General features: G+C 55.2%; 11 protein-coding genes and 1 pseudogene. 5 read left to right on the plus strand and 7 right to left on the minus strand.

Going from position 1 to position 11,623, the window contains the following annotated elements:
* Positions 1-89 precede the first annotated feature (89 nt).
* The 7 genes from Q1B15_RS15305 to dctP (Q1B15_RS15335) are packed head-to-tail and all read right to left on the minus strand — an operon-like array spanning position 90 to position 7,258.
* Positions 90-1,244 (minus strand): FAD-dependent oxidoreductase, encoded by a 1,155-nt coding sequence (locus Q1B15_RS15305; RefSeq protein WP_299755124.1) that lies wholly within the window; start codon positions 1,242-1,244, stop codon positions 90-92.
* A gap of 10 nt (positions 1,245-1,254) precedes the next feature.
* Entirely contained in the window at positions 1,255-2,031 is a 777-nt protein-coding gene (locus Q1B15_RS15310) for an SDR family NAD(P)-dependent oxidoreductase (protein ID WP_299755126.1), read from the minus strand.
* 33 nt (positions 2,032-2,064) lie between these two features.
* Positions 2,065-3,150 (minus strand): D-TA family PLP-dependent enzyme, encoded by a 1,086-nt coding sequence (locus Q1B15_RS15315; protein WP_299755128.1) that lies wholly within the window; start codon positions 3,148-3,150, stop codon positions 2,065-2,067.
* The gene (locus tag Q1B15_RS15320; protein WP_299755130.1) at positions 3,143-4,282 is read right to left on the minus strand and encodes a mandelate racemase/muconate lactonizing enzyme family protein; all 1,140 of its coding nucleotides are present in this window, start codon (positions 4,280-4,282) and stop codon (positions 3,143-3,145) included. Before Q1B15_RS15320 ends, Q1B15_RS15315 begins: the two co-directional genes overlap by 8 nt.
* Positions 4,283-4,300: 18 nt before the next feature.
* The gene (locus tag Q1B15_RS15325; RefSeq protein WP_299755132.1) at positions 4,301-5,593 is read right to left on the minus strand and encodes a TRAP transporter large permease; all 1,293 of its coding nucleotides are present in this window, start codon (positions 5,591-5,593) and stop codon (positions 4,301-4,303) included.
* Position 5,594: 1 nt separating this feature from the next.
* The gene (locus Q1B15_RS15330) at positions 5,595-6,209 is read right to left on the minus strand and encodes a TRAP transporter small permease subunit (RefSeq protein ID WP_299755135.1); all 615 of its coding nucleotides are present in this window, start codon (positions 6,207-6,209) and stop codon (positions 5,595-5,597) included.
* A gap of 50 nt (positions 6,210-6,259) precedes the next feature.
* The gene (gene dctP / locus Q1B15_RS15335; protein ID WP_299755137.1) at positions 6,260-7,258 is read right to left on the minus strand and encodes a TRAP transporter substrate-binding protein DctP; all 999 of its coding nucleotides are present in this window, start codon (positions 7,256-7,258) and stop codon (positions 6,260-6,262) included.
* A gap of 151 nt (positions 7,259-7,409) precedes the next feature.
* Between dctP (Q1B15_RS15335) and Q1B15_RS15340 the strand changes: the two genes are divergently transcribed.
* The 5 genes and pseudogenes from Q1B15_RS15340 to Q1B15_RS15355 all read left to right on the plus strand — a co-directional run.
* Positions 7,410-8,447, plus strand: coding sequence for a GlxA family transcriptional regulator (locus tag Q1B15_RS15340; RefSeq protein ID WP_299755138.1), 1,038 nt, complete (start codon positions 7,410-7,412; stop codon positions 8,445-8,447).
* Between the two features lie 902 nt (positions 8,448-9,349).
* Positions 9,350-9,685, plus strand: a complete 336-nt coding sequence (locus tag Q1B15_RS23520; RefSeq protein WP_366141735.1) for an inositol monophosphatase family protein — start codon at positions 9,350-9,352, stop codon at positions 9,683-9,685.
* Between the two features lie 121 nt (positions 9,686-9,806).
* Positions 9,807-10,820: a TRAP transporter substrate-binding protein DctP gene (dctP, locus tag Q1B15_RS15345; protein WP_299755140.1), complete on the plus strand. Its 1,014-nt coding sequence runs from the start codon at positions 9,807-9,809 to the stop codon at positions 10,818-10,820.
* Positions 10,821-10,898: 78 nt separating this feature from the next.
* A complete protein-coding gene (locus Q1B15_RS15350; protein WP_299755143.1) occupies positions 10,899-11,447 on the plus strand; it encodes a TRAP transporter small permease subunit in 549 nt (182 codons plus the stop codon).
* Positions 11,437-11,623 (plus strand): annotated as a pseudogene (locus tag Q1B15_RS15355) (TRAP transporter large permease); the annotation flags it as partial. The gene Q1B15_RS15350 and the pseudogene Q1B15_RS15355, both read left to right, overlap by 11 nt.

Genomic DNA, 11,623 nt, shown 5'->3' on the forward strand with positions numbered 1-11,623 from the left:
CGTATTCGCGGCACAAGTTGACCAGTTGGCGAGCCGAAATGCCTTCAGGCGGGGCGTCGGCGAAGCGTTGCGAGATCAAGTGGTCGACGTCAATCTGGTGCCCCAGGAGTGTCAACGCGCGAGCTGCCGACAGCGGACCACACATTCGGAGCCAGTTGCCCGAAACCCGGAGCGCTGTTTTTCGACAGGCAAACAAAACCGCTCCATGTATGCTCCATGTCCACATCGGGCAGCATGGGAAACCGTTGATCAAACAACGCCTTGTGGCGGCGCTTTACAGCGGCGATTTCAGAGGCCGAGACGCGTTGGTTCGGACAATAATTCAGACCATGGCGAATGATGATCCGGTGATCATTGGTGTAACGCATGGTGATGCCGACAAAGGCATTGGCCGGGGTCATGCCCCACGGCTTTTCAACGCCGTATGTCTTCTGTTCATCCTCTGTCAATTTGCGCGTCATGCTGCAATGGGCAACCAGGTGAAGCAACCGGTTGCGGTAGTAGCCAAATTTCTGTGAAAACCCGTTGGTTGCCATGATCAGTTTCGCGCTGCGCAGAGACCCAAGCGCCGTCTTGAAATGAACTCCATTTTCGAAGGTGGCTTCTTGGACCGGCGAATTTTCATACAGCGTCACATTGCATGGCAGCGTGTCTGCCAGCCCCCGCGTCAATGCCGATGGATTGAGCAGCGCCCCGCCCGGTGTGTAGATTGCTGCTGTGAAATGCTCAGAGCCGATTACTTGGGCAATATCGGGCTTTTCAACCCATTCAAAGGGCTCGCCGAGTGCCTCCAGTTCTTTGGCGAAGGGTACCAATACCTGCTTCAAGCCGCGCGGCGACACGGCGGCATGATACTTGCCATCACGGGACCAATCGCAATCGATATCGTTTATTTTTATGGCTTCATCAAGATCACCAACCGCCATTTTGGCCAAACGCATGAACCGATGTGACCCGTCCAGTTCATCAAGTGACGCCCCCACGTTGTGTGGCAGATCAACCGCAAATCCGGAATTACGCCCGGACGCGTTCTCTCCAGCGGCGCCAGCCTCGATTACAGCGATGTGTTGATCCGGGCAGTTCTTTGCCAGACGCCGGGCCGCAGCAAGACCTGCAAAGCCAGCACCAAGAACGACCCAATCAGCCGTCAGGTCACCAACCAGCGCAGGCTTTGGGGTACGGGGTGCAAGGATTGCGCTCCAGCCATTGGTTTTGTCGTCGAGGGGGAGTCGTTTGATCCGCATAGCCGCGCTCTCAACTTTTGTCGCGGTGCATAACCCCGGCTGCCAAAAAGCCCCCGTCAACGCCGAGCACATGGCCAGTGACATAGCCTGCCTGCTCACTTGCCAGAAATACAGCTGTGAACGCTGTTTCATCCGGGCTGCCGTATCTGTCCATTGGAATTCCGGCCCGGTAAACGCGGCGCGTTTCGTCGGAATGCATTTTCGCCACCAATTCGGTTTCAATTGCACCCGGGGCCAGCGCATTGGCTGTAATGCCATGTCGGGCCAGTTCAACCGCCATCACTTTGGTCAGCCCAACGACGCCCGCCTTGGCCGCGCCATAAGCTGCCCGCCCGGTGCCGCCGCGCAGCCCGGCGGTGGACGACAGCGTCACAATGCGCCCGTAGCCTTGCGGAACCATCTTTTTCGCCGCCGCCTGAGCGCAATAGAACGTGCCTGACAGATCAATGTCGATCAGGCGTTGCCATTCTTCGGGTGTGGTTTCAAGAAAACTGCGTTCAATCCCGACGCCCGCACTATGCACCAGAATATCCAGCCGCCCAAACCGGTCCATGACCGCATCAGCTATCGCATTGGCACTTTCCGGGTTGGCGGCATCAAGCGTCAGCGCTGTGGCGCGATCCGCGCCCAAATCTTTTACAACCGCCTCGGCCCCTTCGGTGTTGCGATCAGCGATGGCAACTCTGGCCCCCAGCCCGATCAGTTGTGTGGCCACCGCACGGCCAATCCCACTCGCCCCGCCGGTCACCAGCGCCACCCTGCCGGTGAAATCCAGCTGTGCGGACATTTGACCGTTCATCATTCGATACCTCTGTTCAGATCAAACCAGCATGCCACGTGCGGCGACCGGGATCACTTCAGCGATCTCGCCGCCACGAACCGCCACCAACTGATCCACCATGTTCACGGCAACGCAGACGTGATTTGGGATCACACGCACGATATCGCCAACCACCGGCTTGTTGTTGCATCTCGAAAGGTCGAGAAATCCATGCTCTTCTGCGAATTTGTGGATGCGCGCCTCAGGATGCTCCATGATCAAACCGAAGCCTTCCAGACCGCCGGTGTCGGACGTCAAAGTCTTGGAGCCTGCGTCCAGAATGCCCCTCTCTTCGCCGCCGCGACTGACAACGCTGGTAAACACCTGAAGCGCGCAATCGCCCAGGGTTGCAAACTTCGCTTCAATCATCATGCGATCGTTGAAAATGCAGGTGCCTGCGCGATGTTCGGTAGCGCCTTTCAGCTTTCCGATATTGGCGAAATTGGGGGTTCCACCGGTGGAGATAATCTTGTGTTTGAGGCTCAGAGACGCAAGTCCGGCGGTCATCTCATCCAGAAACACCTGTGTCTGCGGCCAGCTATCAAGTGCTGGATAAAACAACAGCCCTGCAAAGTTCAGCCATGGGTTATCACGGATGATTTGGGCCAGCGCAAGCGCTTCGCGCGGTGTCTCAACACCGGCACGTTTTTGCCCGGTGTCGCATTCGATCATTACATCCAATGGGCGTTCAGCCCGTTGCGCGGCCTCAGAATAGGCGCTAAGCGAAACTGGATTATCGGCGCAAACCTTCAGGGCGACACGCCGCTGCAATGCCGCTAGCCTACCAGAGCGTGCAGCCCCCAACAGGTTGGTTGCGATCACAATATCCGTGATGCCGGCATTCGCCATCACCTCGGCCTCACCCAGTTTTTGGCAGGTGATCCCCTGCGCGCCTGCCGCGATCTGCATCTTTGCCAGAATGGGTGATTTATGGGTCTTGATATGCGGGCGATTGGCAACCCCTGCCGCGTCACACAGCTGCTGGGCGCGGGCGATATTGCGCTCGACCACATCCAGATCAATCACAGGGCACGGCGTGCCGAAACTCTCGATAACGGCGGTCTTAAGCGCAGCCAATTCACCCATTTTTCTCAACCTCTTTGATATGTCCTTCGGCGGCGCGGGCCAAGGCATCTGCATCCAGTTCGATCCCCAGACCCGGTCCCCGCAGAATGGGCAGACGTCCCTCTTGCAACCGCAGGTCAGGAGATTTCACGATGTCCCATTCCAGCAAGTGGTTCATATATTGATTGCCGTCATCCAGATTGGGCAGGGTTGCGCCCACTTGGTTGGCCGCCGTTGTTGTTATTCCGGTCTCGTAAAGACCGTGAAGGCAAATATCTATGCCAGCAGCTTCTGCGATATGGGCCACTTTGCGAAACCGTGCGATGCCGCCGGTTTCATGCAGGCCAAGTGTAATCATGTCAGCCGCCTTTTCGCGGCAAACATCATAGGCATCCTGCGGGGTGAAAACCAGTTGATCGGCAGCAATTGCAATCGGGCTGCGGTCGCGGACCTGCGCAAGGGCCGCGATTGATTCCGCGTTAGTTGGCTGTTCCACCATATCGATATCGAACTCGGACATTTTGCGCAGCATCCGTGCGGCCCGCACCGGGGACCAGCTTTCGTTCGGATCCATGCGCAGGCGTTTGTCGGGGCCGACCGCTGCGCGCACCAGTCGCGCAATCTCCAGATCCAATGCATCGCCGCGCCCTACCTTGAAATAAATCACATCACAGCCCGCGGCTGCCATCTCGCGCGCCTCATCGGCGACCTCTTGGGCTGTGGCGCCCTGAGGGAAGCCGAAATAGTGGATCTCGTCGCGCACCGCCCCGCCAAGAAGCTCGTGCACCGCGCGCCCAGTGGCCTTGCCCATCACATCCCAAAGCGCCATCTCCAGACCCGCCAAAACCTGGCCCGAATAGCGCGGTGCACTACAGGTGCCGAGTGCCTGAAAAAGGGCATGATAACATTCGCCCATTAGGCGCGTGTTCTCAAACGGGCTGCGGCCGATACATATATCCCCGGCAACGTTCAGATAGGCCTCAATCGCCGGTGCTGACGGAGTTGCGACGCATTCGCCAATGCCTACAAGCCCATCGTCAGTGTGAACCTCTACCAGCACCACACCCGCACCCCGAATAATCCCTTTGGCCCAATGATAAGGTTTCTTGTAAGGCACCAGCAAAGGCGTGGTCGTGATCCGTGTGATTTTCAATGTTCGTTTCCAAAAGTGTTAATTGCCAAGCAGCAAGTCAGGCAAGAAGAGCGCGATCTCAGGGATGAAGGTGGTCAGAAGAAGTGTCGGTAACCAGGCGAATATAATGAAAATCATCGTCGGTCCGATGAGGTCGCGCACCGGTACATTGGTGACCTGCGCCCCGAGATAGAGCAGCGGGGCCGTGGGCGGCGTGATATTCCCCATCCCCAGATTGACCCCCAGGACAGCTGCAAAATGAATCGGGTCCATGCCTGCGTTCTCAGCAATGGGCAGCAGCAGCGATGCACTCAGAATGATGCCGCTGATATCGTCCATCAGCATGCCGATCAAAAGCATGACCAGATTGATCATAAGGATAACAACAATCGGGTTGTCCGAAATCGAATAGATCAAGTCTTCGGCGAGACCTGGTATGTCTTCAAAAATCAGGAACCTGCTGGTGATCAACACCATGAAGATCATCACCATAACCACGCCAATGGTGGTCGCCGAATCCTTCAGGCTTTCGTAGAACGTGTGTAGCGTAAGGCCGCGGTAAAAGAAGAACCCGATCGGGATGGCATAGATCACAGCAACGCCAGCGGCCTCAGTCGGCGTCATGATGCCGCCATAGATCCCACCCAAAATGATAAAGGGCATGAATAGCGCAGGCAGTGCCGTCCAGGTTTTTTTGCTAAGCTGAAAGAAAAACCGCTGTGGGATCTCACTGATCTGAATGCTGGTGTTTTTACGCAGGACCACGAAATTTACGATGATCAGCATCACAGTCAGGATCAGGCCGGGAACAACCGTTGCCAGGAAACACTTGAGCACTGACAACTGGCCCACCCACGCATAGAGCAACTGCGCGCCGCTGGGGGGTATCAGCAGGCCAAGTGGGCTGGCGCTGATGACGAGGGCGGCGGAAAAACCATCGGGATACTTTGCCTTGCGCAGATGCGGCATAATTATCCCGCCAATGCAGGTAAGTGTCGCAGCACCACTGCCGGAAATTGCACCAAACATGGCGCTGGCGACGACGGCGGCAGCACTTAAGCCTCCTCTGAGATGACCGAACATAAGCTCTGCAATCTCGACAATTGGATTGGCGATCTTGCCACGCTGCATGATGTCACCGGCCATAATGAACAGCGGAATGGCCAAAAGGATCACCGAATTCATCTTCCAGTGCCCGGTGGCGAGAAACCCAGAAACATCATAGCCCGCTGTGTAGGCCAGCAGGATCAGAACCCCGCCAAAGGCCAAAGGTACGGACACACCAATTGCCAGCAGGACGCAGATCAGTAGGATTGCAATTGCGATTACCATGTCATGTATTCCCCGCGTCGATGTTTACTTGTTTCGTCGCGTCGCGGGTCTCTGCATATCGGTCCGGCCCGACCTTCAACATCAGATAGATGGCCAAGGCGCTGTAGAAGGCCATGAAAAAGAATCCCACAAAGATAGCCACTCGGGGAATGAAAAAGGGGATTTTAAGGGCGATCGTTGTCTTCCAGCGTGGATAGTCTGCGATCTCGTTCGCCAGCATCAGATACGCCCAATATAGCACGACCAGCGTGATGCCGAGTTCAATGACAGTGATCGCGATTTTGCGGAGCCACAAAACAGTGTGGTTCTCGGTGATGGCATCCAAAAGATCTGCGTTGATCTGTTTGTCATGGTAAGTGCCAAGCGCACTGCCCAGGAAATAAATCCAGAAACAAATCGGCAGCAGCCACTCTTCATAGGCAAACAGATCGCGTTCCAGAATATATCTGAAGAACACAACGCCAAAGAATGTGATCGGTAGAAGGGGCAGCGATACGACGACCAAAACTGTCTTTATCCGGATCATCAGCCGGACAAGGCCGCGCAGCCCAGGCGGAAGGGCGTCTTCAAACAAGATCATTGGATTTCTGGCCCCCAGATAAAGGGGAATGCCCACTCGTTCGTCAGAGCATTCCCCAATCGTATCATTTTAGCGGGATGAGCAGCTTACTCGGCAATTAGTTCATCCATGATATCCTGGCCGATGATACCAGCCAATTCCGGCCATACATTTTCCTTGATATGGGCGACCATTGCGGCCCGTTCTTCGGGTGTATAATCCAGAATCTCATAACCGGATTCGACCATCTGATCCATGAAACCCTGACTGCGCTCCCAGGCTTTATCGATTGCGGAGCTAGCAGCTTTTTCGGCAGCCGCCTTAACAACGCCGCGCTGTTCGTCGTTCATCTTGTCCCAGGTCTTCTGACTGGCATAGAGCGACGACGCTTCGATAAACGTATTTACCGGGATGTAATATTTCCCGATATCGGCAACCGCAAAGGTCGTGTAGGCCCATTCCGGGGTGCAACAGATCGCGCCGTCAATCACACCGGATTGCAGCGCCGGAAGCACCTCGGCCCAATTCATCGTCGTTGACCGGTATCCAATGCTTTCGACAGTTTTCTTAGCAATATCCGAACTCCAGACACGGATATTCACGCCCTTGTCGCCAAACCCGGCATGATCGGTCGGCTTTTCACTTGCAACAATGCCGATTAGGCCTTCACCAACAAGACCGAGGGAAACCAGCCCGTGATCGGCCATGATCCCTGAAAGGATTGTATTGAGCTTTGATTCGGGATTGCCATAGACGGCTTTGAGTTCATCAAACGTGGTCACCATTGCAGGCAGGTTCAGGACCTCTAGGCGCGGGTCTGTCTGGGCGTAGACAAAAGCCTGCACCATATCGACGTTGCCGCGAATGGCATCTTCAATCAGTTCCTCGCCGGACCCCAATTGCGATGCAGGGAAATACTTGGCCGTCAGCCCGACATCGGCGGCCTCTATTTCCTTGACCATGTTCTCCATGATCTCAGTGCCAAAGTGCTTTGCTGGCCAAGTGCCCGCGATGCTGAGTTTGATGTCATCAGCAAAGGCGGCTGTCGAAAGCGATAAAGCCAGCGCCAAGCTCAGAAATGGCTTTCCAATTTGTTGTATTTTCATTGATGCAAATCTCCTCTGTCATTTGTCGGGCCATCCGGCGCGATCTTTTTGTTACCTCGCAAGGTTGACTCTGAATCGCGCTATTGTCTTGTATGTATCAGACATTCAAAAGAACATATCAGACTCATTGAAAGCGCGTGATGTGACCAACATGCAAAACATCTTCCCACCACCGCCGCCCGCGCCGACGATAGAACCTGATCTGCGCGTTTCATTTATTCTGGCGCCCCGCTTCACCCTTGTGTCGTTTGCGGGCTTCATTGACTGCCTTCGCCACGCCGCAGACGAGGCCGATTTTGGCAGGCAGATCTATTGCCAGTGGGCCGTCGCCGCGCCAAATCTGGAGCCAATCGAAGCCAGTTGCGGTATATCCATCACGCCCAACGCATCCTTTAGCGAGGCCACGGACGTGGATTATCTGATTGTGGTCGGCGGCCAGTTGCCATGGAGCCTGGATTTGCCTGATGAAACGTTTGACTATCTGCGCGCTGCGCATGCAAACGGCACCAAGATCATTAGCCTGTGTACAGGGAGTTTCATCCTCGGGCGTGCAGGTCTGTTGCGTGGCAAAAGTTGCGTTATTCACGTTGAACATCGCGCCCAGTTTCAGCGCCTCTTTCCTGATACCCGGACACAGTCAGATCTGATCTATCTCGATGACAACGGGATAATTACTTGCCCCGGTGGCACCTCGGCGATTGATCTCGCCTTTAACCTGATCGAAAATCATTGCGGCAAGGCTCGCGCCATCAAAGCCCTGACATCCTTGCTGGTTGATCGCCAACGAACGTCGCATCACATGCCGCAGCGGCCGTTTGGGTATCTTACATCCTGCGGGAACTGGCGGGTTGAACAAGCGGTCACCCTGATGGAAAGGAACTTTTCGAACCCCTACAGCGTCGCAGGTCTGGCTGAGCGATTGAACACGTCTGAACGTGAACTCAACAGAGCTTTCAAAAAACATGCCCACGAGCCTCCCTCAGCGATCTGCCGAAGCATGCGTCTGACGCACGGCCATTGGTTGTTGATCAACACCACGCGAACGATCACGCAAATTTCGCTGGAATGCGGATTTTCAGACGGAGCTCATTTCAGTCGCTGGTTCAGAAAAACATACGGTGAACCGCCCAACCTTTTCAGAGCCCGACGCCAGCGTGTTGATGAGCCAATGTCTAGTCTACAGGCATAACTTTCCCCTAGGGGCTGGCGAGTGCCAATTGAGGTCAAATGGTGTTTTTGCGGCTCGACAACATATGAGTATCTGTCGCACGCCCGCCGGTTACGCAAAGAAGCTGGTTCATGGATCGACCATCAAGTTTCCAGTACATCGCGCCACGAAGCAATGTGGGTAACTATTGAAGCCCTACACTTTTGATTGCATGAGCGGCGGTCAAGAAGACCGCATAGAACTTCTGGGGCAGACCTCGATTGAGACCTATTGGATAAGGCAACATTGCTGGGCGTGGGCAACGTATCCAAGATTTCTTGCTAAACGGTCGGTCCGGGTCAAAGCGGCCAGAATTGAAATGTAGAATATGCACGCGTCGCCATTGTCGCTATGCGCTGAAATCAGATGCTACCTTTCCAAAGCCGTACGGTGCTCCCCGTCCTGCCTTTTGGTGTCAGTCTCAGCAAAATTGTAGCTTGATATCTGTCGGGATCACCTGGTTGAATGGCCGGACTCAGGCATCTTCTTGCGTTGCAAAGCATCTTTTTCCGCATCCGCGAACAAGTTTCGGAGATTTCTGCACGTGCATTCGTTGCACCTGCACAAGTCCGGTTTGTCCGGAGGCCGTGCGAAAGCTATCAAGGGCTTTTACAAATGCCAAAAATTGCCAGATTCAGGCGCTCTCCAGTCGAGCTGAACCATCAATTTAGCAATCCCGAAAACGAGCGGCGCGAAATCATGAAGAATCCCGAGTTTTAACACAGCCTCTCGGCAGAGCGGACATTGATGAAGGGCGCGGCGGATGGCTGCTCAGAGCCCAATGCACAAGCGCAGAATTTTTGCTGTGAGCGCACGCAGCGCGGAATCCTGCTGTGTCGCCGCGCAAAGCACCAAACCGGGGGGTGGCTGCGACATCGCTTTCGGTGGCGGACCCCATCGACAGAGCCTCGAATTTCAAGGCGGGACTTCCGCCCCGGGGTACTTCACTGGCCTATGTCAAAAACGGCGAGGTGCTGTTGGGCTTTCTGGTCTTTCCGCAACGGGACCTTATCTATCAGGCAGTGCGGGGCGGCGGCGGCACATGCAACGGCCTGTCCATCATGACGAGTTATCCGTTGGCACGATGCGCCGCTGGTCTCGGGTGTCGTGGGAATGCAGTCGTCAGAAGTGGTCGAGGCGATTGCGACCTCTGCAAGCACGGGCAACTCAGAAATGATCCCCGGTCGAAACAAGCAGTCCGAGATGACCAGCGCGGATGAATTGGTAGGTCCGCGAACCATCTAAAATATCTGACGTTTAACAAATTATTTTGTTAAACGAAAAAATTCACCTTAACTGAAATTATCGCGTTATAAACGTCCTAAACAAAGGAGGAATACAATGATCAAAAAATTGAATCGCCGCGTCGCTTTTGCATCGCTGACCGCACTCGGCCTTGCGGTGGGCCTTGGTGCCCCGGCATTTGCCGACAGCCATTTGCTGACCCTACGCATGTCGACCCCGGCCTCGGCCACCGACCAGCGCTCTATCGCCCTAGAAGAGGTGTTCGCCCCTGCCGTCGCCGAATTTGCTACCTATGAGCCGCACTACAATGGCTCATTGATCGCGCAGAACTCCGAGCTGGAAGCCATTGCTTCTGGTGACCTGGAAATGTCGATCACCTCGGCGCAGGAACTAGCGCAATTCTTCCCTGAATTCTCGATTTTCGCTACCGGCTATGTCCACCAGGACGCCGCGCATCAAGTTGCGGTCTTCAACGATGCGCTTATGGAGCCATTTAAGCAGACGGTCGAAGACGAGCTTGGCGTCAAACTGCTGAGCGTGATGTATCTCGGCCAGCGCCACGTAAACCTGCGTCAGACCAAAGAAGAGCTGACTGTGATGACACCTGCGGATCTGGCTGGCGTGAACCTGCGGATGCCGGGCACCGATGCATGGCAGTTCCTGGGTAAAGCGCTGGGTGCCAACCCGACTCCGATGGCCTTCACGGAAGTCTATACAGCGCTTTCGACTGGCTCAGTAGATGGTCAGGACAACCCGCTTCCGACTGTGGTTGACGCCAAGTTCTACGAAGTCACCAACCAGATCGTCCTGACAGCGCATCTGGTTGACTTAAACTATGTTGCCTTTTCGAAAGCTGTCTGGGACGGTCTGTCCGCCGATCAGCAGGCCATTGTTCAGGCCGCGGCTGATGCTGCTGCCGAAAGCGGGCGTCAGATCCAGCTTCAAAAAGAGGCCGAACTAGGGGCCTTTCTGACGGAAAAAGGTCTGGAAATCTACGAGCCAGACATGGCCGCCTTCCGCAGCCATGTTCAGTCGATGTACCTGACCACCGACGCTTCGGCTGATTGGCCCGAAGGCGTGCTGGACAAAATCAATGCGCTCGGAAACTGATCTGAGAACGACAGCGCGCGGGATCCGGTGAAACCGATATTTAACGGAATAACCCGTGGAACAGAATTCGTGGCGGCCATGATGATGGCCGCCATGTTTGCGACATTCATCCTGCAGGTCACCGTGCGCTACACCGCGCGCGCCGAATGGATCGCCGAGGCTGTGCCGTTCCTTGACCCCAACCGCCATGGCTGGACGCTGGAATTCTGCCTATTGATGTGGGTGTGGATCGTTTTCTGGGGCAATTCCTTTATCGTGCGCCAACGCGACCATGTGATTTTCGATATCGTCTACACCAGCGTGAACCCACGGCTGCGCAAGTGGTTCGCTATTATCGCATCCGTTGCTATCTGCGTCGGGTTGTTGTTGTCGCTAGAGCCGACCTGGGACAAGTTCCATATACTGCGCCTGAAGAAGACACCGACCCTGTCAAACGTCTTCGGCGACTGGATTCGGGTGCGCCACGTTTATTCGATCTACTTCGCATTCCTGTTGGTCGTGGCGCTGCGCTATGCTTGGCGCACCTGGGATATCATCCGCAATGGCGCAGATGCCGATCTGCACCATTACGACGAACTTGCCGCATCGTCTGACGACGGCCCGAGGATTTCGAGAAATGACACTTGAATTCGGGCTTTGCCTGTTCACGCTGTTCATAATGGCTGGGATCGGCACACCGATTGCCTATGCGATCCTGCTCGCCTCGTTCGTGTATCTAAACGCAAGCGGCGCCGGCGTAGGTATCGCGGGCAAGGTACTGATGGATGGGCTTTATAACAGCTTTATTCTGCTTGCCGTACCGC

The organism is uncultured Boseongicola sp. (assembly GCF_937988555.1).
Lineage (GTDB): Bacteria > Pseudomonadota > Alphaproteobacteria > Rhodobacterales > Rhodobacteraceae > Boseongicola.

Bases quoted from the DNA above. Each gene is read 5' to 3' on its own strand.
- Q1B15_RS15305 (WP_299755124.1), bottom strand. From the start codon at position 1,244: ATGCGGATCAAACGACTCCCCCTCGACGACAAAACCAATGGCTGGAGC.
- Q1B15_RS15310 (WP_299755126.1), bottom strand. From the start codon at position 2,031: ATGTCCGCACAGCTGGATTTCACCGGCAGGGTGGCGCTGGTGACCGGC.
- Q1B15_RS15315 (WP_299755128.1), bottom strand. From the start codon at position 3,150: ATGGGTGAATTGGCTGCGCTTAAGACCGCCGTTATCGAGAGTTTCGGC.
- Q1B15_RS15325 (WP_299755132.1), bottom strand. From the start codon at position 5,593: ATGGTAATCGCAATTGCAATCCTACTGATCTGCGTCCTGCTGGCAATT.
- dctP (WP_299755137.1), bottom strand. From the start codon at position 7,258: ATGAAAATACAACAAATTGGAAAGCCATTTCTGAGCTTGGCGCTGGCT.
- Q1B15_RS15340 (WP_299755138.1), top strand. From the start codon at position 7,410: ATGCAAAACATCTTCCCACCACCGCCGCCCGCGCCGACGATAGAACCT.
- dctP (WP_299755140.1), top strand. From the start codon at position 9,807: ATGATCAAAAAATTGAATCGCCGCGTCGCTTTTGCATCGCTGACCGCA.
- Q1B15_RS15350 (WP_299755143.1), top strand. From the start codon at position 10,899: ATGATGATGGCCGCCATGTTTGCGACATTCATCCTGCAGGTCACCGTG.